This is a genomic window from Microbacterium aquimaris, assembly GCF_039531285.1.
GTDB lineage: Bacteria > Actinomycetota > Actinomycetes > Actinomycetales > Microbacteriaceae > Microbacterium > Microbacterium aquimaris.
The window spans coordinates 706754-731520 of record NZ_BAAAPT010000002.1 but is presented as its reverse complement, the minus strand read 5'-3'; the positions used below and the strand labels follow the sequence as shown (position 1 = coordinate 731520).

The following is a 24767-nucleotide window of genomic DNA, read 5'->3' as shown; positions in this document are numbered from 1 at the left end:
CGGTGCCTGAGGCGTGTGACCTGCCGTGCCCGTCAGATCATCGCGGCCAGGCGTCCCCCGGCGTCGCGGATGACGTCTTCGCGCTTGCAGGCGGCGAACCGCACCAGCGTCGCGTAGTCGGGACGCCGTGCATCGGTGACGAACGCGGTGAGGGGGACGGCGACGACGCCGGCCCGGTCGGGCAGCTCACGGCAGAAGTCGTCGGCGTCGCGCGCGCCCAGCGGCGCGGCGTCGGCGACGGTGAAATACGAACCGGCGGGGGTCGACACCGCGAATCCGGCCGCGGCCAGACCCTCGCCGAGGAGGTCGCGCTTGCGCCGCAGCGTGTCGGCGATGCCGTGGAAGAAGGAATCCGGCAGGCGCAGCCCCGCGGCGATCGCCGGTTGGAACGGGCCGCCGTTGACGTAGGTGAGGTACTGCTTGACGGTCATCGCCGCGTCGATGAGGTCGGCGGGACCGGTCGCCCAGCCGATCTTCCATCCGGTGGTGGCGAAGGTCTTGCCCGCCGAGGAGATCGCGATCGTGCGCTCGCGGGCGCCGGGCAGGGTCTGCACGACGGTGCGTTCCCCCTCGAGGACGAGATGCTCGTACACCTCGTCGGTCACGATGATGGCGTCGTGGCGTTCGGCGAGGGCGACCACGTGCTGGAGCACCTCGCGCGTGAACACGGTGCCGGTCGGGTTGTGGGGGTCGTTGACGAGGATGACGCGGGTACGGTCGCCGACGGCGGCGGCGAGCTCGTCGAGGTCCGGCTGGAAATCGGGCCACCGCAGCGGAACCGTGACCAGACGGGCGCCGGCGAGGGCGACGAGGGCGGCGTAGGCGTCGTAGTAGGGCTCGAACACCACGATCTCGTCTTCCGGGGAGTCGATGAGGGCGAGCAGGGCCGCCGCAAGCCCCTCGGTCGCGCCCGCCGTGGCGATGATCTCGGTACCGGGATCGAGGGCGACCCCGTCGAACCTCGCCCGGTGTTCGGCGACGGCTTCGAGGAGGTCGGGATGGCCGCGGCCGGGCGGGTACTGGTTCATCCCGTCGGAGATCGCCTGCCGAGCGGCCTCGAGCACCTCCGCCGGTCCGTCTTCGTCCGGGAAGCCCTGACCGAGGTTGATCGCGCCCGAACGGGCCGCGAGCGCCGACATCTCGGCGAAGATGGTGGGGGAGGCGACGCCGTCCGCGCTCATGAGCCCTGCGCCCCGGGCGGTGCGGCGCCAGGCGCCGGGTATCTCTCGCATCCGGCCCACGCTACTCGCATAGAGGCATCCCATCTGTGCCATAGGGAACCCACAGGCTCGCTCGGCATCGTTGTCGACGTGAGGCAGAAGGAGCAGCAATGACCGAGAACCAGGGCGAGCGCCCCGAAGACCGCAATCCCGTGGAACCGCAGGCAGGCGCCGTCTGGCAGCCGCCCGCGCAGCCGCCGCTGCCGACCACGCCGGCCAGCGAGGGGTACCCTCCCCGTGCCACGGGGGTCCCGCCGCAGCCGCAGGCGTCGCACGCACAGTACGCCTTCGGACCGGCTGCGCCCACGGGGGTCCAGCAGACGCTCCCGATCCAGGACGCGCCGACGTCGCCGAAGAAGCAGAAGGTCGGCGCCGGCAAGGTCGCCGGCATCATGATCGCCGCCGCGATCGTCGGCGGTGCCGCCGGACTGGGCGGCGCCTATGCAGGGGCGAGCCTGTTCTCGACCACGAGTGAGACCGCCGTGGCCGGACCGTCCACCGTGACCGTCAACGACACCGACTCGGTGAACCAGACCACCGCGATCGCCGCGAAGGTCGTGCCGAGCGTGGTGACCATCTCGGCGAACAACGACACCACCGGCGGGACCGGTTCCGGCGTCGTGCTCAGCGAGGACGGCTATGTCGTGACCAACACCCACGTCGTCACGCTCGACGGCGCCACCGCCGACGCGTCGATCAGCGTCACCACCTCGGACGGCCGCGTGTACAGCGCCGAGATCGTCGGCACCGATCCGATCTACGATCTGGCCGTCATCAAGCTGGAGGACGCCGAGGGGCTCACCCCGATCGAATTCGCCTCGTCGGCGGATCTCAACGTCGGCGACACCACGGTCGCCGTGGGAGCGCCGCTGGGACTGTCCAACACGGTCACCACCGGCATCGTCAGTGCGCTCAACCGGTCCATCCAGATCGCCTCGTCGGCCGCACCCGACATCGAGCAGGACGAGACACAGGACGACGGCAACGACCGCACCCCGCCGTTCTACTTCGACTTCGGTGACGAGGGGCAGCAGACCACCGCGACCGAGACCATCTCGATCGCCGTCATCCAGACCGACGCGGCGATCAACCCCGGCAATTCCGGCGGGGCCCTCGTCGACGACGAGGGGAACCTGATCGGCATCAACGTCGCGATCGCCTCGGCCGGCAGCTCCGCGGAGTCCGGTTCGATCGGGGTGGGCTTTTCCATCCCCTCCGACGTGGTCCAGCGCATCACCGACGAGATCATCGCCGAGGGCGGTGCCACGCACGGTCTGCTGGGGGCCAGCGTGATGCCGGCCGCCGCGGTCGAGGGGGCCACGATCTCCGGTGCGTACCTCGCCGAGGTCGTCGCCGGTGGCGCCGCCGAGGGTGTCGGCCTGCAGGCCGGTGACATCGTCACGGCGTTCAACGGCGTGCCCATCACCGACGCCACCGATCTGACCGCGCAGGTACGCGCGGCCGCCGCCGGTAGCGACGCCACCGTGACCTTCGTCCGGGACGGCCAGACCCAGACGGTGGAGGTCACCCTCGGCGAGCTCGGCTGACCCCCCGGCCGCTTCTGCGGCACCGACGCCACCCCGCGATAGGCTCGCGGGGTGGCGTCCTTCTCGTTCGGCGCGGGGAATGCGCGCAAGCTCCTGAGCATCCCGTTGTACGGCCTCGGTCGCCTGGCCACCCTCGTGATCCCGCGTACCGCGGACCGGTGGGTGTTCGGATGCGCGGTCGGGGTGACCGACGGGGCCTTGGCGCTGTGGAACGCCGCCGGTGAGGATCTCGACGCTCGCGCCACATGGCTCGTCGACGACGATGCGCAGGCGGCCGAAGCCACCCGCCGCGGGATCCCGTGGGTGCGCAAGAACTCGCCGCGTGGGTTCTGGCGCACCGCCCGCGCGCGCGTCGTGGTCGTCACCCACGGGTTCGGCGATGTGCACCGCTACGCCGTATCGGGGGCGTTCATCGTGCAGCTGTGGCACGGTATCCCGCTCAAGCGCATCGGTCTGGACTCGCCCGTCACCACCCGCAGCCGCATCCTCCCCGCGTCCCGACTGGTCCGTGCGCTGCTGGCGTTCATGTACCGGGGGGCGACCCGCCGCATCAGGCTGATCCCGGCGGCCTCCCACCGGGTCCGCGGGCGGCTCGAGTCGGCCTTCGCCCTCGCCGATGAGCGGGTTCCGGTCACGGGGGAGCCGCGCGTCGATGTGCTCTCGGCGGGTACGGCCGACCACCGGCGCGGCTCCGCCCTCGCCGCGCTCGCCGCGGCATGCGGCCGGGACGGCGTACAGCACCGCGTGCTGTACGCCCCGACGTGGCGGGACGGGGAGCCGGACCCGGCTGTCCCGGATACGGGGGAGTGGCGGCTCATCGCCGAGGTGTTGGAGCGGCATGATGCGGTGCTGTACATCCGCTCGCACCCCTTGGGTGCGGGGGAGTACGCCCCACCGGATGAGATCACCGGCCGCCGGGTGCGGATGCTGGGCTCCGACCTCGTCCCGGAGATCACCCCGTTGCTGCCCGCGTTCGACGCCCTCGTCACCGACTATTCCTCGCTCGTGTTCGACACGTCCCTCGTGCCGCTCCCCGTGATCTTCCTCGCGCCGGACCTCGAGCGGTACGCCCGCGAGCGGGGGTTCTACGGGGCGTATCGGGACGTCGCCGGTGACGATGTCGCGACCACGTGGATCGAGGCCGCCGGGCGTCTCGACGCAGTGTTCGCCGATCCGGCCGAGCGCGAGCGCCGCCTCGCACGTGCCCGAGAGCTCGACGCGCGGGTGCACACGTTCCACGACGGCCGGAACGCCGCCCGGGTGTACCGTGCCATTCTGACCGCGCTCGCCGACGAGCCGCACTCCGGTTCGAGGGAAGGAACCCGATGATCCATGCCCGCTTCGACGGAGGGGATGCCCCCACGCTGGTGCTCTCCGGAACCGGTCCGCGCCCTCGGGCCGTCGAACTCGCCGGCAGCCGTGCTCGCACCAGCGCGAGGCTGACCGGCCGCGGCAAGACGTGGCGGGCGGTCCTCCCGCTCACCGTGTCGCGGTGGGGTGGGCCGGTGCTGCCGATCCCGAGCGGCGAGTACCGCGTCGAGATCACGCCGGCGGCGGACGCGCAGGACCCGCAGGAGGCCGCTCCGATCGAGGACCTGCCGTTGACCCAGCTCGGCGGTCTGCGCGCCCACCTGACCGGGGGCCTGATGACCGCCGGTCCGCCGATCGATCCGGCCTACGATTCCGGAGAGGGGCAGGACGCGCTCGAACGCCGCTACGCCACCCGGCCCGGCGGTCTCGAGAACGCGGTGTTCTTCGAGAGTTTCTACGGTCGCAACGTCAGCTGCAACCCGCTGGCCATCGACCGTGAGCTCGCGCGACGCGCCCCGCGTGTCACCCGGTATTGGAGCGTCGTCGACCTCTCGGTGCCGGTTCCGGACGGGGCGGTGCCGGTCGTCGAGGGGAGCCCGGAATGGTGGCGCGCGCGCGGGCACAGCCGGCTTCTGGTGATCAACGACTGGTTGCGACGCCGGTTCGTCCGAGAGCGTGGCCAGATCGTGTTGCAGACCTGGCACGGCACCCCGTTGAAGCGCCTTGCGCTGCACCGGCCCGGCTTCGACCCGCGACGCATGGCGGCGGTGCTCAAGGAGTCTCGTAGGTGGAACGTGCTGCTCGCGCAGAACCCCTATGCCGCGAAGGTGCTCGGCAAGGCCTACGCCTTCCTGACCCGACCGATGTGGGTGGAGGGCTACCCGCGCAACGACGTCCTGGTCCACGGCGACGACGACGGCACGCGCGAGGCCCTCGGCATCGGCGCGGGGGAGCGTGTGCTGCTGTACGCGCCGACCTGGCGCGACGACCGTCGCGAGATCGTCGATTTCGTCGACCCCGCCGCGCTGGCCGCCGCGACCGGTGCCGTCGTGCTCGTGCGCGGCCATTCGCGCACGCTCCAGCCGGGGCGCGATGCCGAGGGGCCGCGGGTGGTCGATGTGACCGGTTTCCCGGACACCTCGCGGCTGCTGCTGGCGGCCGACGCGCTCATCACCGACTACTCCTCGGTCATGTTCGATTTCAGCGTGACCGGCAAGCCGATGTACTTCCTCGTCCCCGATCTCGAGCGCTACCGCGGGGAGCTGAGAGGCTTCTACTTCGACCTGGCCGACCGGGCCCCCGGTCCGCTCGTGCGCTCACAGGAGGAGCTCGTGGCGGCGTTGTCACGCGATGACGCCGATGTGTACGCCGACCGCTATGCGGTGTGGCGACAGACCTTCAACGCCCGCGACGACGGACACGCCGCCGAACGTGTCGTCGATCGCATCCTCGATCAGGGGTTCGTCGACGCCGGCTGAGCTCGCCGCGGTCGGCGACGACGACCCCGATCAGGGCAGGGGCGTGTTGCGCCCGTCCAGACGTGAGGTGTCGACGGTGTCGTCGGCTCCGCGCACGGTGCCGACGAGGAATCCGGCGCCCCACGCCACGTGCATGGTGGGAAGCACCGCGAGCGTCCACAGTTTGTCGCGCCAGCCGGTTCCCCCGCCGCGACCGGCCGCGACGCCGCCGACGAGCATCGCGTAGGCGATGATCGGCAGGTACACCACCGCCGCCAGCCACGCCCACACCCCGGTGAGCACGCGGGTCACCTGCAACAGGCCGACCACGGTGGCCGCGCCCAGCACGGCCACCAGAGCGGGGGGCGCGAAGAAGCGCACCGAGTTGGTGCGTCCGTAGCGGCGGACGAGTTCTCCGCGCCAGCGGCCCGTGGCGAAGAACTGACGGACCAGGCGCGTCCAGCTGTCGCGTGGCCAGTAGGTGACGGCGAGCTCCGGGTCGAACCACACCACGTGGCCGGCCTGGCGGATGCGGAGGTTCAACTCCCAGTCCTCACCGCGTCGGATGCTCTCGTCGAACAGGCCGACCTCTTCGAGGACGTCACGCCGCATCACCCCGAGGTAGGCGGACTCGGCCTCCCCCTCGCGGGCTCCGACGTGGTACGCCCCGCCCCCGAGGCCGATGGGGGAGTTGTAGGCGCGGGCCACGGCGCGTTGGAAAGGCGTCCGGCCGTCGGCGCGCATGACGCCGCCGACGTTGGCGGCACCGACGCGTCGCAGGGTCGCCAGGGCGCGCACGGTGTATCCGGGGTCGAGTTCGGAGTGGGCGTCCACGCGCACGACGATCGGGTGGGCGCCGGCGCGGATCGCGAGGTTCAACCCCACGGGGATGTCGGCGGCCGGGTTGTGGACCAGGCGCACACGGGGATCTTCCGCAGCGAGCTCCGCGGCGACGGCTTCGGTGCCGTCGGAGGACGGGGCCAGGGCGAGGATGAGCTCCAGCGGCCCGGGCAGCTGCTGCGCGAGCACGGATTCGACGGCGCGACGGAGGTAGGCCCGCTCGTTGAGGACGGGCATGACGAAGGTCACGCCGGTGGTGTCCGAGACCTCCGGCGCGTCCTCGCGCCCGGGCTGGTGGACATGCACCCGACGATCATGTCATGGGCGGCTGGGTAGGCTGGGAGGGTGAGTGTGGTGACGGACGCGCGCAAGGCGGTCGCTCTGCTCCGCAAGGCCGTCGACCAACGGCGTGCGGTGCGGGACGTCAAGCGGCGGGTCGCGGCGCAACCGCACCACCCGTCCCGGCACTACCGTGTGGCGGTGTACTTCGCCGACGGCGACGTGAACATGTATCAGATGCGGCAGTGGTACAAGCCGCTGGCGAAACTGGCACAGACGTGGCCGGTCGTCGTGCTCAGTCGTGCGGTCACCGGTGCGTCGGCGTTGCTGGCCGATGGCGCCTTGCCGGTGGCTTTCGTCCCGACGGTCCGTCAGCTCGAGCAGTTCGTCGCCGATCAGGACATCCGGGTCGTCCTCTACGTCAACCAGAACACCCGGAACTTCCAGATGTTCCGGTACGGCCGCCGCTGGCATGTCTTCATCAACCACGGCGAGTCCGACAAGATGTACATGACCACCAACCAGTTCAAGGCCTACGACTACGCCTTCGTGGCCGGGGACGCCGCGCGTGAACGCCTCTCGAGGGTGCTGTGGGACTACGACCTGGAGGCCCGCACGATCGAGATCGGTCGACCGCAGGCCGACCACTACTCCGGCGCGACGCCCTACACACCCGATGAGCGCACCGTCGTGCTGTACGCACCCACATGGGAGGGCGACCGCCCGTCGGCCCACTACGGGTCCGTGCGCACGCACGGCGAGGCCCTCGTCAAGGCGTTGCTGCAGACCGGTCGCCACCGCGTCGTCTACCGCCCGCACCCGCGATCCGGAGTGGTCGACGCGGAGTACGGAGCGGCGAACCGTCGCATCATCGCCGCGCTCGCCGAGGCGAACGACGCCGACCCGTCGGCCCAACACGTCTACGACGACGGGCCCGAAGTGGGCTGGCAGCTCGCGGCCGCGGATGTCGCCGTGGTGGACATCTCGGCCATGGTCTACGACCGTCTCGCCGCCGACAAGCCGCTGTTGGTGACACGCCCCGTCGACCCGGAGGCCGTGGTCGACACCCACGGCTATCTGTCGGCGTGCGAGTGGTTGGATGCCGGCCTTGCCTCGCACATCGTCGAACAGACCGATCGCGTGCTCGCCGATCCCGAGGCGGTCGCCCGACTCGAGCAATGGGTGCGCCACTACTTCGGAGACACGTCTCCGGGGGCGGCGACCGCGCGTTTCCATGCCGCCGTCGATCACCTCATGGACGAGTGGAACCGATGGGATCGTCAGGACGACGAAGACCACGACGGCGAAGAGGCCGAGCTCGACGCGTGACCGGGTCCGTCCGGGATCAGCCGGGCGCGGTGGTCTCGCTCTCGTGCGGGCCGGTTTCGATCTCGCGCGACCCCTTCTTGCGGGTCAAGGCGCCGCGCACGCCGGCGGCGCCTCGGGCGGTGCCGCCGGTGATGGCGTCGCCGACCCGACGGATGCGGCGGCCGGCCCGGTATTCCAGTCGCGTCGCGCCGGGCGGCGGTTCCAGCTGCGCGGGCAACGTGTAGGGGGCCTCCGGGAACGCCCGACGTGAATTGACGAGTACGCGGCGACCGAGGATGTTGTTGCCCGCCCCGCCGACGGCGGCGCCGATGCCGAAGGGAAGGGCTTTGCCGATCCAGGAGGCTCCACCGCGGGCGGCGAACTGGCGGATGAAGGTGGTCTTGAGCCGGTCGACCAGGGGCCCGACGGCGGCACGCGGAAGGGTCTGCGTGACCATCTGGCCCCAGTAGGTGTCGCGGGAGGGGCCCTTGCCGGTGGCTTGGTTGGCCAGCTGCGCGACGAGGTCGACACCCTCCTGACCGAGCATGAGGGTCAGCACGAGCGCGCGGGCACGGTTGGGATCATCGACCGGGATGCCGTGGACCTCGGCGACCGATTGTGCGAAGAGTGCCGTGGCCTCCAGGAAGCCGGCGGTCTCGACACCGCTGAGGGCGAGGGTGACGCCGGTTCCGATGCCGGGGATGACGGCCGTCGCGCCCACGGCCGCTCCACCGGTGGTCACCGCGGCGAGGTACCGACGCTCCAGCATCCGGATGATGTGGACGGGGTCGGCGTCGGGATGACGAAGCCGGATGCTGCGCAGGTGCGCGAGGACCGCGGGGCGTTGGATCGCCAGGACGCGGTCGAGGGCGCGGATCGTCGCCGGGTGCTCCTCGGAGCCCACCGGGGGGATCCCGCCGTCCCATGGGGTGTCGTCGGGGAGGGAGTGGATGCGGTGCACCTTCTCGGACATATCACCGCGATCCTAGGCGGCGGGCCTGGGATGAAGCCGGAAACGCCCCGAGCGGGTCGGAACCCGGTCGGGGCGTTTCTGCGCCCGAGGATCAGACGAAGAGGTTGGCGCGCTCGAGGTCTTCGGCGAAGTCGACCTCGACGGCGTACAGGTCGGAGATGTCCAGCGGCGCGACGCGCAGGCCGTCCTCGGCGATGGCGAGTTCGAGGCCGCGCTCGAAGTAGTCCTGGTCGTCGACGCGCTGCAATTGACGCATGAACGCCTTCTTGTCGCGCGAGGAGATGTAGTTGATGCCCACCGCTTCGCCGATTCCGCCGCGGACGGTCTTGGACAGCTCGTCGATGTGGCCGTCGGCGGTCACGGTGTACTTGACCTCTTCGTCGCTGACCTTGGAGGTGTTGACCGTCACGAACGAACGGTCTGCGTCGATGTGCGCGAGGGCTCGGCCCAGGACCCGCGGGTCGAAGACGACGTCTCCGTTCATCCAGAGCACACCGGAACGCCCGGTCTTGTTGAGGCCGCGCAGCAGGCTCTTGGAGGTGTTCGTCTGGTCGTAGCTGTCGTTGTAGACGTAGTCGGCCTCGGGGAAGGCCTCCACGATCGTCTCGGCGCGGTAGCCGACGACGGTGGTGACGCGCGCGTCGGAGCCGAAGGCGGCGCGGATGTTGTCGTGCTGCTGGCGCATGATCGAGCGGCCGTCGGACAGCTGCGTGAGCGGTTTGGGCAGGCTACGGCCGAGGCGCGAGCCCATGCCGGCCGCGAGGATCACGATCTGAGTCGTCACGATTAAGTCTCCTGGAGTGTTGGTTCACCGTCGGTTCACCGACGCGACACCCCGTTGTGCTTTGTGAATGGTAGCGAGATCGTCTGGGAACAGACAGAGTCCCCGGGCGGCGTTGCCGATTCGTGATATATCGGTGGGGATGCGTGTGCGGTGCGAATCCTCTGAACGTGGGGCGGTGGGCTACAGGCGTGTCCAGCGGGATTGGTACCTTGGATCGGTGACAGCATCGCTGCCCATACCGGGGGATTCCAATACGCCGCACAACGGCGTTCGTGGGGCGGGCGCGCGCGAGAGCGGAGCGGTCATCTCCCTTCCGCCGAAGCCACCTCTTCCCGACGACGTGGCGGCCCCGGCGGATCCCGGTCCGCCCCCGCCGCTTCCGCACGATCTCGCTCAGGCGCCTGCATCCCCCGTGCGCCGGGCCGAAGCCGTTCGCCTGGATGACCTCGTGATCCCGCCCCGCCCGCCGCTTCCGCCCTCGGTCCCGGGCTCCGACGACGGGGATCTCGAGGCCCACGATCTCCCGGACGACGGGGACGTCACGGACGGCGATCCCGTAGACGGCGAGAAGGCCACGCCACGCGAATCCTCGGACGAGGGGCCGGTCGACATCGACGCCGGCGATGAACGGGATCTCGAAGATCTCGACGCGGACGACCTGCCGCTCGCCGACGGTGACGGGGACGAGCACCTGCTGGTCGATGACGAACCCACCCCGCTCGCCGACGTCGTCGATGACGGGGACGACGACGAGGACCTCGAGGACGAGGACGACACCGTCCGTGCCGCCTCAGACGACACCGTCCTCCATGACGAGCCGACGGTCCAGGACGACGCGATTCCCGAGGCGGCAGGCTCTCCCGAGGAAGGCACTGCTGCCGTCGAAGACGGCGCCGCTCTCGAAGACGGCGCCGCTCTCGAAGACGGCGCCGCTCTCGGGGAAGACCCTGCTCCCGAGGAGGACCCTGCTCCCGGGGAGGACACCGCTCCCGAAGAGGACACCGCTCCCGTCGCAGACACCCTTCTCGAGGTCACCGACCCGGGGGACGCCGCCGCAGGCGGTATCGACGAGTCCACCGACGCGGACCTCCCCACCGATCCGGATGCCATCGACCCGGACGAACCCACCGGCGTCGACGACGCCTCCGGCGCGGCAGCCGTGACCGACATCGTCGCGTCGGTGCTCGCCGACGACGAGCCCGCGGCCGATTCGGCTCTCGCGCTGCGAGGCGTGACGAAGGTGTTCGGGCAGACGCGGGCGGTGGACGGCATCGACCTCACCGTGCCCGCCGGCACGTTCTACGGGCTGGTCGGCCCGAACGGCGCGGGCAAGACCACCACGCTGTCGATGATCGCGGGTCTGCTGCAACCGGACCGCGGGGCGATCAGTGTGAACGGCGTCGACGCGATCAGCGACCCGGTGCATGCCAAGAGCATGATGGGTGTGCTCCCCGATCGGCTGCGGACCTTCGACCGCCTGACGGGGCGCCAGCTGCTCTACTACTACGGCGTCCTGCGCGGCCTGTCGCCGTCGGTGGTCGAGTCGCGCACGGCCGACCTTGCCCGGGCGTTCGACCTCACCGACGCCCTCGGTCGGGTGGTGTCGGACTACTCGGTGGGGATGTCGAAGAAGGTGATGCTCGCCGGGGCCCTCATCCACTCGCCCCGCGTGCTCGTGCTCGACGAGCCGTTCGAGTCGGTCGACCCCGTCTCCAGTTCGGTCATCCTCGACATCCTCGGCACCTACGTGGAGCACGGCGGGACCGTCATCCTCTCCAGCCACGGCATGGATCTGGTCGAACGCGTCTGCAGTCGTGTGGCGGTGATCGTCGCCGGTCAGGTGCTCGCCGAGGGGACGATCGACGAGGTGCGTGGCGAACTGACCCTCGAACAGCGGTTCGTCGAGCTCGCCGGCGGCCTGAGCGACGTGGAAGGCCTGGAGTGGCTGCACACATTCTCCGACTGAGGCTCGCGATGATGCTCGGCGCCCTGCGCGGCGAGCCCCGACACACCATCCGTACCGCCGTCGGCCTCGTCCTGCTCGCCGCAGCCGTCGCGGCCGGCTGCTGGGCCCTGGTGACGTTGGACGAGGCGACCCCGGAGGCGTTCGCCGCGGTGGCGATCATGGGCGGCGCGGCCATCACGCTCGGGTTCGCGCTCGCCCCCGTCGTGACCGGGTCGGCCGACCCGCTGGATCCGCGTCGTTTCGGCGTGCTCGGGCTGGCCCCCCGTCCCCTGTCGGGGGTCCTCGCCGTGGCCGGCATGCTCTCGGTCCCGGTCTTGGCCGTGCTCGCTCTGGCGGTGACGACGGCGATCGTGTGGGGGTCGCTGGAGGCACCCATGTGGATCGGTGTGTTCTCGGTGGGGCTCATCGTCGTGACGTGTGTGCTCTTGGCCCGTGTCGCCATGGCCCTGACCTCGATGTTCCTGCGGGAGCGGCGCTCGCGTGAACTGTCGAGCGTGCTCGCCGTCGGCATCCTCGTCGTCGTCGTCCCCGTCGTGGTCTTCCTCGCCTCGCTCGAATGGGAGGGCACCGTCCCGGTTCAGCTCATGGAGGCCGTGCGCGTGCTTTCGTTCACGCCGTTCGGAGCCGCGTGGGCGCTGCCCGGCGTCGTCCTCAGCGGTGAATCGGTGGCGCTCACCACCCTCGTCGCGGTCGGCACCCCGCTGGCGTTGGGCGCCGCGTGGGTGGGTCTGGTCACACGCATCCTGTCCACCACCGAGCGACCGGTGTCGGTGAAGGAACGTGGCGGGCTGGGGTGGTTCAACGTCACCCCCGGCACCCCCACGGGCGCCGTCGCCGCGCGCAGCCTGGTCTACTGGCTGCGCGATCCGCGCCACATCGTCAACGTCGTCGTCATCCCCGTGGCGGCGGCGATCGTGCTCATCCCGCTCCTGCTGGCCGGCGTGCCGGCGCATCTCGTGGCGCTCGTGCCGGTGCCGATCATCGCCCTGTTCCTGGGATGGCTTCCCCACAACGATCTCGCCTACGACTCCACGGCGGTGTGGATGCACATCGCCAGCGGATTGCACGGGGCGGCCGACCGGATCGGCCGGCTGGTCCCGGTCGTGCTGCTGGGTGTGCCGTTGCTGGCGATCGGGATCCCCATCGCGGTGTCGTTTCACGGGCGCTGGGCGATGCTGCCCGCCATGGTCGGCGTGTGCGTCTCGCTGTTCCTGTGCGGGTTGGGGCTGTCGAGCATCTCATCGGTGGTCAGCCCCTACCCGGTCTCGCGTCCCGGCGACAGCCCGTTCCAGCAGCCGCAGCGCACCGGTGCGAGCGGCGCACTGTCGCAGTCGTTCGTGATGCTCGGCACGATCGCGCTGAGCGCGCCGGTGCTGTGGTGGGCCTGGCTCGCCCTGGATGGCGATGTGGCATCGGCCGAGCTCGCGCTGTGGGCGGGGATCGGTGTCGGCGTCGTGGTTCTCGCCCTGGGCGTCGGGATCGGTGGCGGGGTGTTCCGTCGACGCGGCAGTCGCATCATGGAATTCGCCGAGGCGAGTTGAGCCCGAGACCATAGCCCCGGCGTGCGCGCGGCGGCGGTAGAATCTCTCACCATGAGCACCCCTCTCGACAGTCCGGACCAGGGCGGTCTGGCGACACTGGACCGCGAGCTTGAAGAACTCATCAAAGAGGAGAGTGTCGAGCCGGGCGATCACGAGCGGTTCTCGCACTACGTCAAGAAGGACAAGATCCTCGAGTCGGCGATCACCGGCAAGCCGGTCCGCGCCCTGTGCGGCAAGAAGTGGACGCCGGGCCGCGACCCGGAGAAGTTCCCCGTCTGCCCGCAGTGCAAAGAGATCTACGAGAGCCTCAACGGCTGAGTCCGGCGACGATCTCCGGTACGCTCACGCGGCGTCGACGTAGACCGTCGGCAGAGCCGGGTCGGAACGGCTGAGCGCCCGCGCGGCCAGCGGGAGTTCCTCCCGCACGCGCATGTGGTGTTCGCGGGCGGCCGCCACGCCGGCGTCGCCGAGGGCGGCGGTGTCGGGCCGGCCGTGATCGATCAACGTCGTCTGGAGCGCGCGCGAGCCGGGGTGCTCCACGGCGGTGTCGAGCTCGTCGAACCCGTCACTGACGGCGATGAGCTCGGAGGTGGCCACACCGTCGGCCAGCGTGCGGAACGCCGCCTTGCGACCGCCTTGTGAGCCCTTCGCGGTCGAGGTCTTCGCGACGGGGACCCATCCACCGGCGGCGTCCTGTCGGGCGACGAGCTTGTAGACCATGCCCGCGGTGGGGGTGCCCGACCCGGTGACCACGGACGTGCCGACGCCGTAGGCGTCCACGGGACTGGCGGCGAGTGCCGCGATGGCGAACTCGTCGAGATCGCTGGTGACCGTGATGCGCGTCCGGGTCGCCCCCAGGGCGTCGAGCTGACGGCGCACCTGCGCGGCGACGGTCGGCAGATCGCCCGAGTCGATGCGGACACCGCCGAGCCCGGTGCCGGCGACACGGATGGCCGTGTCGACACCGGTGGGGATGTCGTAGGTGTCGATGAGCAGCGTCGTCGCCGTCCCCAGCGCGTCGATCTGTGCGCGGAAGGCGTCTTCCTCGCTGTCATGCAGGAGCGTCCACGAGTGCGCGGCGGTCCCCATCGTCGGAACCCCCCACTCGGCGCCGGCCCGCAGGTTGCTGGTGGCACCGAATCCGGCGATGTGCGCGGCGCGCGCGGCGGCGACCGCGGAGCGTTCGCCCGCGCGGCGCGAGCCCATCTCGGCGAGCGGACGGGACCCGGCGGCGATGCTCATGCGCGCAGCGGCCGTCGCGACGGCGGAGTCGTGGTTGAGCACCGACAGGGCGAGGGTCTCGAGGATGACCGCCTCGGCGAACGTGCCCTCCACCGTCAGGACGGGCGAGCCCGGGAAGTAGAGCTCGCCCTCGCGGTAGCCGGTCACCGACCCGGCGAAGGAGTATCCCTCGAGCCAGCGCACGGTCTCCGCGTCGACGATCCGCTCATCGCGCAGGTATCGCAGCTCGTCGTCTCCGAAGCGGAAGTCCTCGATGAGCTGGAGGAGGCGGCCGGTGCCTGCCACGACGCCGAATCGGCGCCCACCGGCCAGGCGTCTGCCGAACACCTCGAACACACAGCGGCGGTGCGCGGTACCGTCGCGCAAGGCGGCATCGAGCATCGTCAGCTCGTAGCGGTCGGTGAGCAAGGCGGTGCTGTCGGGGGCACTCATGTCGCCAGCCTAGCCACGCCGGGGCGGACGTCTGCGCGACCGGTAGGCTGGGCGATCGTGGATGACGCGCCGATCGGGATCTTCGACTCCGGCGTGGGCGGACTGACCGTGGCCCGCGCCGTCTCGGCGATGCTGCCGCGGGAATCGATCGTCTACATCGGCGACACCGCGCGCTCGCCCTACGGTCCGAAACCCATCGCCGACGTGCGCCGATACGCCCTCGAGATCCTCGACGGACTGGTCGAACAGGGCGTGAAGATGCTCGTGATCGCGTGCAACACCGCGTCGGCGGCGATGCTGCGAGACGCGCGGGAGCGCTACGACGTCCCCGTGGTGGAGGTCATCGGCCCCGCTGTGCGCACGGCGATGTCGACGACCCGCAGTGGCCGGATCGGTGTGATCGGGACATCCGGCACGATCGCGTCCGGCGCGTACCAGGACATGCTCGAGGTCAACGAACGTCTGACGGTGTTCGCACAGGCGTGCCCGCGGTTCGTCGAGTTCGTCGAGCGCGGCGTCACCGACACGCCCGAGGTGCTCGCCGTGGCCGAGGAATACCTGTCGCCCCTCCGCCACGCCGGCGTCGACACCCTCGTTCTGGGCTGCACGCACTATCCATTCCTCGAGGGCGCCATCAGCTACGTGATGGGCCCCGACGTGTCACTGGTCTCCAGCGACACCGAGACGGCCAAAGACGTCTACCGGCAACTGGTGGGTCGTGACCTCCTGGCCGGCCCGGATGCGGTCGCCACCCATGTCTACGAGGCGACCGGCTCATCCGCCGACGAGTTCGTCGACCTCGCCCACCGCCTGATGGGTCGCGAGGTGCGGGATGTGCGTCTCGTGCAGACCGGTGCCATCGACCTTCCCCACCGAGCCAACGCATCCGAGGAGGATCCCCGCTCATGACCGACATCACCCGTGCCGACGGTCGCACCGTCGACGAACTGCGCCCCGTCACGATCGAACGCGGCTGGTCGTCGCAGGCAGAAGGATCGGCCCTCATTTCGTTCGGGGGCACCAAGGTGCTGTGCACGGCGTCGTTCACCAACGGTGTGCCGCGTTGGCTGATCGGAAAGGGCAAGGGGTGGGTGACCGCCGAGTACGCGATGCTGCCGCGCGCGACCAACGAGCGCAACAACCGTGAGAGCGTCAAGGGCAAGATCGGCGGTCGTACGCACGAGATCTCCCGCCTGATCGGCCGGGCACTGCGCGCCGTCGTCGACACCAAGGCGCTCGGGGAGAACACCATCGTCATCGACTGCGACGTGTTGCAGGCCGACGGCGGCACGCGCACGGCGGCGATCACCGGGGCCTACGTCGCGCTCGCCGACGCGATCGAATGGGGACGTGACAAGAAGTTCATCGGACAGAAGTCGAAGGTGCTGTTCGACTCGGTCTCCGCCGTCTCGGTGGGCATCATCGACGGCACACCCATGCTCGACCTGGCCTACGTCGAAGACGTGCGTGCCGAGACCGACATGAACGTCGTCGTCACCGGCCGCGGCCTGTTCGTCGAGGTGCAGGGAACCGCCGAGGGAGCGCCGTTCGACAAGCGCGAGCTCGACCAGTTGCTCGAGCTCGGGGTCGCCGGCTGCGCCGACCTGCGCGACCGGCAGGTGGCCGTGCTCGACGGCGCCGGACAGCCCCGCTGAGACAGGGGGCGAAGGGCATGACCGAGACGACGCGCCGCATCGTGCTGGCCACGCACAACCCGCACAAGGTCGAGGAGTTCCAGGCGATCGTCGCCGCGGCACGCCCGGACCTCGAGGTCGTCGGCTATGACGGACCGGAGCCGGTCGAAGACGGCGTGACCTTCGCCGAAAACGCCCTGATCAAAGCCCGTGCCGCGAGCGCCCACACCGGTCTCCCGGCCCTCGCCGACGACAGCGGCATCTGCGTCGACGTCCTCGGGGGGGCACCCGGGGTCTTCTCGGCGTATTGGGCCGGGCATCGCAAGGATGCCGTCGCGAACCTCGAACTGCTGCTGGACCAGCTCGCCGACGTCGCCGACCCACACCGGAGCGCCCGGTTCGTGTCGACCATCGCGCTGGTCCGTCCCGGTCGAGACGGTGCGGAGCAGACGGTGGCCGGCGTCTGGCCGGGGCGCCTCGCGACCGAGCCCGCCGGGGTCGGCGGCTTCGGGTATGACCCGATCTTCATCCCGGACGGGCAGGATCCCGCGGCAGAGCGGACGGTGTCGCAGTGGAGCGCCGCGGAGAAGAACGCCGCCTCCCACCGCTCGCGTGCGTTCGCCGCGCTGCTGCCGTTGCTCGCCGAGGTCTGATCGCGGCGGCGCGAGCACTGAGAATCACACTCGTTCCCGAGTTCGACCGAGGGCGGTCACCGGAGGCGGTCGCGGCCTAGCCTGGGGGGATGCACGACCATGCCCCCGGCGTCCGAGGCGCCGGCAACAGGCGACTGCTGACGGTGTCGTTGATCATCACCGCATCGGTGATGATCGTGCAGATCGTGGGGGCCGCGCTCACCGGGTCGCTCGCCTTGTTGGCCGACGCCGGCCACATGTTCGCCGACACCGCGGCACTGGTCATCGCCCTCGTCGCAAGTGTCGTGGCCGCCCGGCCCGCGAACGACCGTCGCACGTTCGGCTACCAACGCGCCGAGGTGTTCGGTGCGCTCGCGAACGGTGTCATCCTCATCGTGCTGTCGGTGTGGATCGCCGTCGAAGGCGTCTTTCGGCTGGTGGCCGGGGGAGATCACGAGGTCGCCGGCGGGCTCATGCTGGTGGTCGCCGTGATCGGACTCGTCGCGAACGCCGTGGCGATGTGGCTGCTCAGCTCGGCGCAGCGGCGCAGCATCAACGTCCGGGGCGCGTACCTCGAGGTCCTCGGCGACCTCATCGGGTCGGCGATGGTCATCGTCGCCGCCGTGGTCATCATCGTGACGGGATGGACCGGCGCCGATGCGCTGGCTTCGCTCGCGATCGCCGCTCTCATCATCCCGCGTGCGATCGCCCTGCTGCGCGAGGTCGCGTCGGTGTTGAGCGAGGCGGCGCCGAAGGGCATCCACGTCACCGAGATCCGTGAGCACATCGTGGCGACACCGGGGGTCGTGGCCGTCCACGACGTGCACGTGTGGCAACTCACCCGCGGTGCACCGGTGTTCAGCGCGCATGTCGTGGTCGACCGGCAGTGCCTGCGCGATGGGCGTGGGCCCGTCATCCTCGCGTCCCTCCAGTCGTGCCTGGCCGATCACTTCGACGTCGAGCACTCGACCTTCCAGCTCGAACCTGCCGACCATGTCGAGCACGACACGCACGCCTGATCGAGACCGGACCACGCCCCCGGGGAGGCTCCGCGGTGGTCGAAGGGTGTGTGCGCATCCGCAAGTCCGGACGAGGTCAGCCGTCTTCGCGTCGGACCTCGTCCGGGGACGTGTCGGGGCGTAGTCCTCGCCACCGGGCGTGACGCAGGATCCCTCCCGGGGTGAACTCGGCGAACTCCACCTCGCCGACGAGGTCGGGGGTGACCCAGAGCGCGTCGCGGGTGTCGGTGTCGGGGACGCCGACGAACGGATTGGCCTCGGTGCGGCGGGGGAGCAGAGCCTTCTCGAGCCGGGTGAGGGTCGCATCAGAGAACCCGGTCCCGACGCGTCCGGCGTAGCGCAACCCGTCGGCGTCGGGGATGCCGACCAGGAGTGATCCGATCCGGCCACCCCGCCCGCCCTTGCCGGGGCGGATGCCGCCGATGACGACATCCTGCATGCGCGTGAGTTTGACCTTCAGCCATGACTCGGTCCGCTCGCCCCGTCGATACGGTGAGGACGGATCCTTCACCACCACACCCTCGAGGGCGAAGCGCTCCGCGGCGGCCAGTGCCGCATCCACGTCGTCGAAGACCGGCGGGACCCGCACCGGCGCGGCGGTGTCGCCGGCGATGCTCTGGAGCAACTCTCGGCGCGCCGACAGGGGCAGAGCGGCGACATCCCGCCCGTCGATCGACAGCACGTCGTAGAGGTACCACTGCACCGGCGTGCGGGGGGCCTCCCGTGCGATCTCCCGCGGATCGGCGAGATTCATGCGGTTCTGCAACAGGGGGAAACTGGGCCGGCCGGAGTCGTCGAGGGCGACGATCTCGCCGTCCAACACGGCCGGCAGCGCCCCGAGGTCGAGGGGCGTGTCCGTGAGATCGGGGTACGTCGCGGTGATGTCCCTCCCGCTGCGGGCGCGCAGGACGAGCGAGCTGCCGTCCCACACCCCGACGGCCCGGATGCCGTCCCACTTCAACTCCGCCCACGCCGCGCCATCCGCGTCGGTGGCCCATCGCCCGGCCGCCCGGCGGGCGATGCCGACGGTGGCGCTCACCGCGAGCATCGGCCGCAGGGCCCCCGCCCCGCCCACGGCCCTGGGCAGGGCCTCCGCTGTGTGGGCCGCTGTGGCGGAGATGGGCTCCGCGGGCGCGCCGGCGGGGGGCGTTGCCGCTTCGGGCGACGACGCGGGGACATCGGCTGGGGGTGGATCTGCAGCTGTGGTGAGGAAGCCGTGGTCCGAGCGCTCGACGGGGGCGCCCTCGGCCTGGGGGCGGCCGGCGGCGTCCGTCTTCATGCGGTGCAACAGCCACGACGACTTCTCCCCGTCGCCCTCGGTGCGGATGAGCGCCAGACGCACTTCGCCGAGGGGGCCGTCCTCGCGGCCGCGGGCGGTGAAGATCACCTCGTCGTCCCGCCACTTCTCCAGCTCGTAGTGGCCGGTGTCCCACACCGTCATGGTGCCGGCGCCGTACTGCCCCTTCGGGATGACCCCCTCGAAGTCGAGGTAGCTCACAGGGTGGTCCTCGGTCATCACCGCGAGGTTGTTGCGGGTGTGACTGTGCGGGACGCCGCGGGGGACCGCCCAGCTGACCAGGACTCCGTCGTGTTCGAGGCGCACGTCCCAGTGCAGTCGCGATGCGTGGTGCTCCTGGATGACGAACCGAGGGAGGGCATCGGGGTCGGGGCTCTCGCCGGTGGGATGCTCCGGCACCGGTTCGGGGGTCCGCGTCGCCGTGCGCTTGGCGATGTAGGCGGTGAGCGGCCCGTCGGCCGGCGGCGGGTCGAGGGCTGCCAGGGGGTCGCCGTGCTCGGCCACCCGTGCGAGGACGGCGTCGAAGGTGAGGTGGGCGAGGGCGGGGTCGTCGAGCTCGTCCCAGGTCCGGGGCGCGGCGACGGTCGGTCGTGCGCGGCCCCGCAGCGAGTACGGGGCGATGGTGGTCTTGGCGGCGTTGTTCTGACTCCAGTCGATGAACACCCTGCCGGTGCGTTCGGACTTGGCCATCTGGCTCACCGCCAGGCCGGGATGGTCGGCTTCGATCGCGCGGGCGAGCTCGCGTGCGACCGTCGAGACCTGCTCGCTCGTCCACGTCCCGTCCAGGTGCGCATACACATGGATGCCCTTGCTCCCGCTGGTGACCGGGAACGCCTCCAGACCCATGCCATCGAGGATGTTCTTGGCGTGCCGTGCGACCTCTGCGCACTCCGGCAGGCCCACACCGGGGCCCGGGTCGAGATCCAACACGATGCGATCGGGGTTCCCGCGCTGGCCGTCGCGACCGAAGCGCCACTGCGGGACGTGTAGCTCGAGGCTCGCGACCTGCGCGAGATAGACGAGGGTGGGCACGTCGGAGGCGAGCGGGTAGTCCTTCGGCCCGCCCGAGTGCGGGATCGGCAGGCGCCGCAGCCACGAGGGTGCGCCCGGCTCGAGGTCCTTTGCGAAGAAGGACATCGCCGGATCCGCCTCCGTCCCCACCCCGTCGGGCCACCGTTTTCGGGTGATCGGACGGCCGGAGACGTGGGGGAGGAGCACGCCCGCGATGCGGGTGTAGTAGTCGATGACCTCGCCTTTGGTGGTGCCGGTCGCGGGAAAGAGCACCTTGTCGAGGTTGGTGACGCGTAGTCGGCGCCCGTCGATGCGCACCAGCTGCTCCGACCCGGCCATGGCCTCAGGCTAGTGGCCCCGGGCGGTGTGGGGCTGATCGTCCGGAGCGCAAGGGGTGGCATGCGCGGGCGGGGACGGTGTGTACTGGCGGGGTGAGAGCGATCTGGAAAGGTGCCCTGACCTTCGGCCTGGTGAACGTACCGGTGAAGGTGTATTCGGCGACCGAAGACCACGATGTGCCCCTCCACCAGGTGCACGACAAGGACGGCGGGCGCATCCGATACCAGCGCATCTGCGAAATCGACGGTGAGGTGGTCCCCTACGCCGACATCGACCGGGCCTACTCCGACGGTGAGAAGACGGTCATCCTCACCAAGGAGGACCTGCGCTCGCTTCCGAGTGAGAAGAGCCGCGAGATCGACGTCGTCGAATTCGTCCCGAGCGACCAGGTCGACCTGTTGACGCTCGACAAGGCGTACTACCTCGAGCCCGATTCGTCGTCACCGAAGGCGTATGTGCTGTTGCGCAAGACGCTCGAGCAGACCGATCGCACCGCAATCGTGCGCTTCTCTTTGCGGCAGAAGACGCGTCTGGCGGCGCTACGGGTGCGCGGGGAGGTGTTGGTTCTGCAGACGCTGCTGTGGGCGGACGAGGTGCGCGAGGCGTCGTTCCCGGCGCTGGACGAGTCGGTGAAGATCTCGGCGAAGGAGCTGGAGATGTCGGCGGCGCTCGTCGACAGCTTCGCCGCCGACTTCGATCCGGAGGAGTTCGAAGACGAGTATCAGGCGGAGCTGCGGACCCTCATCGACGCGAAGCTCGAGCGGGGCGACGCGGTCGACACCGCCGAGACGTTCGGTGAGAGCGAGGAGGTGGCGTCCGGTGGAGAGGTGATCGACCTCATGGAGGCGTTGCGCGCGAGTGTGGAGAAATCCCGCGCGGCCCGCTCAGCGAAGGCCTCCGGTGCCGACCCGGCCGAAGACGCGGAGGAGGGATCTGACGGTCACCCCTCCCGCGCATCGTCGAAGAAGAAGAAGTCCTCCGCCAAGGCGTCCTGACACCGCCCGCCGCCGACCCTTTCGCGCCGACCCACCCCTTTCACGCCCACCCGCCCCTTTCGTCGCGGCAGGAAAGGGCGGTTTCGCCAGGAAAGGGCGCGCTCGGGGCGGTTGGTCGAGGCGGCGGGGCTGAGCGGGTCAGCGCTCGGCGGGGTCGTCGGGCCGGTGGCGGGCGCTTTCGCCGTGGCGCTCGGGATGCTCGAAGACGTCATGGTCGAGTACCAGGTGGCGGGCTTCGTCCTCGTCGGTGACGACGTCTTCGCCGGCGGCCGCGGCGCGCTGTGCCTTGCGTCGCTGCTGGATGTAGTGGGTGGCGACGAAGGCGACCGTGGCGAGCACGGCGACCAGCAGGATGACGTCGATGTACTCGGCGACGAAGTCGCCGACGCCCGGGATGAGGCTCACGCCGTAGCCGAAGACGGTCAGTCCGAAGCCCCACAGGAGCGCGCCGATGAAGTTGTAGAGCGTGTACGTCCACCGGTGCATGTGCCCGACACCGGCGGCGACGGGTGCGAAGGTGCGCACGATGGGCACGAAGCGGGCCAGGATGATCGTGAGTCCGCCGAAGCGTTCGAAGAAGGCGTTGGTGCGTTCGACGTTCTTGACGCTGAAGAAGCCGGACTCCTTGCGTTCGAAGATTTTCGGGCCGGCCTTGTGCCCGATGAGGTAACCGACCTCGCCGCCGAGGAACGCGGCGAGTCCGATCAGCAGGCCGACGATCCAGACGTTCACCCCGAACACACCGTGTGGCGGGTGCGCGACCGGGTTCGACAGCAGCCCCGCCATGATCAGCAGGGTGTCACCGGGGAGGAGGAACCCGACGAGCAGACCGGTCTCGGCGAAGACGATCCCGCACACCACCAGGAGTGCCCACGGCCCGGCGGCGTCGATGATGGCGGCGGGGTCGAGGAAGGGGATCAATGCGGTCGGCTGGGGATGCAAGAGGTTCCCGTCGTCGGAACGGCGTCGGTCAGGGATGTGCGAAGGATGCTCGCGTGCGGAAGGTGGGACTTGAACCCACACGCCCGAAGGCACAGGAACCTAAATCCTGCGTGTCTACCGATTTCACCACTCCCGCGGGTGGGTCAAGTCTACTGACCGCGGTGAACGACTCCTGTGGGGGATGACCCCCGCATCCACGGCGGAAGACTCCCGTCACATCAGCGCGTCGACGATGCCCGTACGTCGTTGCGGGCCGACCGTGTCGGGGAGATCCCAGACCTTCGTGGTGCGCTCGTGCGCGTACGGCGGCCAGCCCGGATCGCCGTCGCGGATGAACGACACCCACGCCTCGTGCATCTGCAGCGCGAGCGTCGCAGGCGCGTCGGAGCCGTTCAGGCGCACGGCGTCGTCGCTGTCGAGGCGGCCGAACGCGAACGCGATCTCGACCGCGTGCGCGGCGCCGAGGCCGCCGACCGGGCTCGGCCATGCGAATTCGTACACGTAGGTGGCGCAGGCGCGCGAGGCCGCCACCCGGGTGGCGGGACCACGCAGCATAAGGTCCGTGACCGCTTGGCCGAGGACCTCCCCCGGCGATGCTCCGGGGAACGCCGCGCGGATCGCGCGGGTCGCCCGCCCGGACACTCCGAGAAGGCGCCGGATGGTCGCGGACTTCGCGCGCGAGATGCCGGCGACCGTCTCCGGGCTCAGCCAGAGCCGGTACTCCTCCGTATTCGTGCCGATGAGCAGCGGGACCCCCGCATCCCGGAGGAGTTCGATGGGGGACCCGGGAAGGGTCTCCTCGTCGAGGACCAGGGCGAAACCTGCGGGCCCGTCGAGCAGTGTCGACTCGCCCACGATCTGCGCGCGGGTGCGCGACAGCTCGCGTGGGGCGATGGAGGAGAACCCGGCGCGGGTGGTGTCCACGCTGAGCGCGCGGGCGATCGCGTCCGAGGCGCGGCGGGCCTTCTTCACCGGCGCGACCTCCAGCGGCGCGGACTGGATGATGGCGCCGGTGATCATCCGGCGGGTGTCGGCCCTGGCCGCGAGGGCCGCGACCAGGGCACCGCCGGCCGACTCGCCCATGAGGGTGATGCGGGAGGGGTCGCCGCCGAACGCGGTGATCTCGCGCTCCACCCACGCGAGCGCCGCGGCGGCATCGCGCAGACCGAGGTTGCGGGGCGCGTCGTCGAGCACGCTGAAGCCCTCGGCGCCCAGCCGGTAGTTGGCCGAGACGAACACGATCCCGTCACGGGCGAAGGTGGACCCGTCGTAGCCCTCCTGCGAGGCGGCACCGCGCTCGAGACCCCCGCCGTGGAGCCACAGCACGACAGGCGCGTCCTGCGCGTCGGCGGGCGTCCAGACGTTGACGGTGAGGATGTCCTCGCCGGAGACGATCGGCACATCGATGAAGGTCGCGAGATGCCCGCGGTACGGATTCTGCGGCGCGGTCGGGCCGAACTCTGTCGCTTCGCGCTCGCCGTCCCAGGGGTCGACGGGCTCGGGGACGCCGAAGCGCCGCGCACCGAACGGGGGTTTGGCGTACGGGATGCCGAGGAAACGGCGGATTCCATCGTCGCCCGTGATGCCTCGCACCCGTCCGGCGGTGGTATCGGCGAGCGGGCGGTCTCGGGCGTCGGCGATCGGGTCCGTCACGGCACCCAGGCTATCGAGCGCCCGAGGTCTCGATCCCCGGACGGGCGCACGACCTGGGGGCGTCGGGAAGTGGCTCAGCGGCGGATGCCGAACAGGAAGTAGCTCGCCGTCCCGATCCAGTTGACGAGGATCACCGGCACCCAGACAGGCTTGGGGCCGACGACGCTCCGGCGGTCGCGGTGGGCGAGGTCCCAGAACGCGAGGAAGGCGAACGCGACCTGTACGACGCCGAGGAGACCGAGGCAGAGTCGGGCGACGGGGGAGAGGTCCTTGGTGGAGGCGCGCATGGTGGTCCTTTCGCGGTCGGGTCCATTCTCGCCCGACCGCCCCTCGCGCACCAGCCCC

Annotated in this window: 21 protein-coding genes and 1 tRNA gene; 12 read left to right on the top strand and 10 right to left on the bottom strand. The window is 70.5% G+C overall.

What is annotated here, in order from left to right; all coding sequences use genetic code 11:
• Window positions 1-32: 32 nt before the first annotated feature.
• On the bottom strand, window positions 33-1232 hold the full coding sequence (locus tag ABD204_RS13100; protein ID WP_194424463.1) for an aminotransferase class I/II-fold pyridoxal phosphate-dependent enzyme: 1200 nt from the start codon (window positions 1230-1232) through the stop codon (window positions 33-35).
• A 98-nt stretch (window positions 1233-1330) separates the two neighbouring features.
• Here ABD204_RS13100 and ABD204_RS13095 point away from each other — a divergent pair, with 98 nt between their 5' ends.
• Genes ABD204_RS13095 through ABD204_RS13085 form a run of 3 tightly spaced genes read left to right on the top strand, consistent with a single transcriptional unit; the run spans window position 1331 to window position 5556 of the window.
• Window positions 1331-2767, top strand: coding sequence for a S1C family serine protease (locus tag ABD204_RS13095; protein ID WP_194424464.1), 1437 nt, complete (start codon window positions 1331-1333; stop codon window positions 2765-2767).
• A 51-nt stretch (window positions 2768-2818) separates the two neighbouring features.
• Entirely contained in the window at window positions 2819-4096 is a 1278-nt protein-coding gene (locus ABD204_RS13090; RefSeq protein WP_194424465.1) for a CDP-glycerol glycerophosphotransferase family protein, read from the top strand.
• Window positions 4093-5556 carry a CDP-glycerol glycerophosphotransferase family protein gene (locus ABD204_RS13085; RefSeq protein ID WP_194424466.1) on the top strand — a complete coding sequence of 488 codons (1464 nt, stop codon included), beginning with the start codon at window positions 4093-4095 and terminating at the stop codon, window positions 5554-5556. The genes ABD204_RS13090 and ABD204_RS13085 overlap by 4 nt, the downstream gene beginning before the upstream one ends.
• A 30-nt stretch (window positions 5557-5586) precedes the next feature.
• Here ABD204_RS13085 and ABD204_RS13080 read toward each other — a convergent pair whose 3' ends face one another.
• Entirely contained in the window at window positions 5587-6612 is a 1026-nt protein-coding gene (locus ABD204_RS13080) for a glycosyltransferase family 2 protein (RefSeq protein WP_194424995.1), read from the bottom strand.
• 108 nt (window positions 6613-6720) lie between these two features.
• Here ABD204_RS13080 and ABD204_RS13075 point away from each other — a divergent pair, with 108 nt between their 5' ends.
• Window positions 6721-7983, top strand: a complete 1263-nt coding sequence (locus tag ABD204_RS13075; protein ID WP_194424467.1) for a CDP-glycerol glycerophosphotransferase family protein — start codon at window positions 6721-6723, stop codon at window positions 7981-7983.
• Window positions 7984-7999: 16 nt separating this feature from the next.
• Here ABD204_RS13075 and ABD204_RS13070 read toward each other — a convergent pair whose 3' ends face one another.
• Window positions 8000-8935 carry a hypothetical protein gene (locus ABD204_RS13070; RefSeq protein ID WP_194424468.1) on the bottom strand — a complete coding sequence of 312 codons (936 nt, stop codon included), beginning with the start codon at window positions 8933-8935 and terminating at the stop codon, window positions 8000-8002.
• Between the two features lie 91 nt (window positions 8936-9026).
• Window positions 9027-9719 (bottom strand): phosphocholine cytidylyltransferase family protein, encoded by a 693-nt coding sequence (locus ABD204_RS13065; RefSeq protein WP_194424469.1) that lies wholly within the window; start codon window positions 9717-9719, stop codon window positions 9027-9029.
• A 448-nt stretch (window positions 9720-10167) separates the two neighbouring features.
• Here ABD204_RS13065 and ABD204_RS13060 point away from each other — a divergent pair, with 448 nt between their 5' ends.
• Genes ABD204_RS13060 through ABD204_RS13050 form a run of 3 tightly spaced genes read left to right on the top strand, consistent with a single transcriptional unit; the run spans window position 10168 to window position 13544 of the window.
• Window positions 10168-11685: an ABC transporter ATP-binding protein gene (locus tag ABD204_RS13060; RefSeq protein WP_322597587.1), complete on the top strand. Its 1518-nt coding sequence runs from the start codon at window positions 10168-10170 to the stop codon at window positions 11683-11685.
• Window positions 11661-13226: a hypothetical protein gene (locus ABD204_RS13055; RefSeq protein WP_194424470.1), complete on the top strand. Its 1566-nt coding sequence runs from the start codon at window positions 11661-11663 to the stop codon at window positions 13224-13226. The genes ABD204_RS13060 and ABD204_RS13055 overlap by 25 nt, the downstream gene beginning before the upstream one ends.
• Window positions 13227-13277: 51 nt before the next feature.
• Window positions 13278-13544: a DUF3039 domain-containing protein gene (locus ABD204_RS13050; protein WP_194424471.1), complete on the top strand. Its 267-nt coding sequence runs from the start codon at window positions 13278-13280 to the stop codon at window positions 13542-13544.
• 24 nt (window positions 13545-13568) lie between these two features.
• Here ABD204_RS13050 and ABD204_RS13045 read toward each other — a convergent pair whose 3' ends face one another.
• A complete protein-coding gene (locus ABD204_RS13045; protein ID WP_194424472.1) occupies window positions 13569-14900 on the bottom strand; it encodes a nicotinate phosphoribosyltransferase in 1332 nt (443 codons plus the stop codon).
• Between the two features lie 57 nt (window positions 14901-14957).
• Here ABD204_RS13045 and murI point away from each other — a divergent pair, with 57 nt between their 5' ends.
• From murI to ABD204_RS13025, 4 genes are all read left to right on the top strand, one after another.
• Window positions 14958-15809: a glutamate racemase gene (murI, locus tag ABD204_RS13040; protein ID WP_194424473.1), complete on the top strand. Its 852-nt coding sequence runs from the start codon at window positions 14958-14960 to the stop codon at window positions 15807-15809.
• On the top strand, window positions 15806-16555 hold the full coding sequence (rph, locus tag ABD204_RS13035) for a ribonuclease PH (RefSeq protein ID WP_194424474.1): 750 nt from the start codon (window positions 15806-15808) through the stop codon (window positions 16553-16555). The genes murI and rph overlap by 4 nt, the downstream gene beginning before the upstream one ends.
• A gap of 17 nt (window positions 16556-16572) precedes the next feature.
• Complete coding sequence (gene rdgB, locus ABD204_RS13030) at window positions 16573-17187, top strand: RdgB/HAM1 family non-canonical purine NTP pyrophosphatase (protein ID WP_194424475.1); 615 nt, start codon at window positions 16573-16575, stop codon at window positions 17185-17187.
• Window positions 17188-17276: 89 nt separating this feature from the next.
• Window positions 17277-18185, top strand: a complete 909-nt coding sequence (locus ABD204_RS13025; protein ID WP_194424476.1) for a cation diffusion facilitator family transporter — start codon at window positions 17277-17279, stop codon at window positions 18183-18185.
• A gap of 76 nt (window positions 18186-18261) precedes the next feature.
• Here ABD204_RS13025 and ABD204_RS13020 read toward each other — a convergent pair whose 3' ends face one another.
• Window positions 18262-20832, bottom strand: coding sequence for an ATP-dependent DNA ligase (locus ABD204_RS13020; protein ID WP_194424477.1), 2571 nt, complete (start codon window positions 20830-20832; stop codon window positions 18262-18264).
• A 92-nt stretch (window positions 20833-20924) separates the two neighbouring features.
• On the opposite strand from ABD204_RS13020, the gene ku reads away from it, so the two are divergent.
• Window positions 20925-21827: a non-homologous end joining protein Ku gene (gene ku, locus ABD204_RS13015; protein ID WP_194424478.1), complete on the top strand. Its 903-nt coding sequence runs from the start codon at window positions 20925-20927 to the stop codon at window positions 21825-21827.
• Between the two features lie 138 nt (window positions 21828-21965).
• Here the strand turns inward: ku and ABD204_RS13010 are convergent, their stop codons facing one another.
• From ABD204_RS13010 to ABD204_RS12995, 4 genes are all read right to left on the bottom strand, one after another.
• Window positions 21966-22769: a DedA family protein gene (locus tag ABD204_RS13010; RefSeq protein ID WP_194424479.1), complete on the bottom strand. Its 804-nt coding sequence runs from the start codon at window positions 22767-22769 to the stop codon at window positions 21966-21968.
• A 54-nt stretch (window positions 22770-22823) separates the two neighbouring features.
• Window positions 22824-22905: transfer RNA gene (locus tag ABD204_RS13005), tRNA-Leu, on the bottom strand.
• Window positions 22906-22982: 77 nt separating this feature from the next.
• Complete coding sequence (locus ABD204_RS13000; protein WP_322597588.1) at window positions 22983-24422, bottom strand: carboxylesterase/lipase family protein; 1440 nt, start codon at window positions 24420-24422, stop codon at window positions 22983-22985.
• A 74-nt stretch (window positions 24423-24496) separates the two neighbouring features.
• The gene (locus ABD204_RS12995; protein ID WP_194424480.1) at window positions 24497-24709 is read right to left on the bottom strand and encodes a PLDc N-terminal domain-containing protein; all 213 of its coding nucleotides are present in this window, start codon (window positions 24707-24709) and stop codon (window positions 24497-24499) included.
• Window positions 24710-24767: the final 58 nt, after the last annotated feature.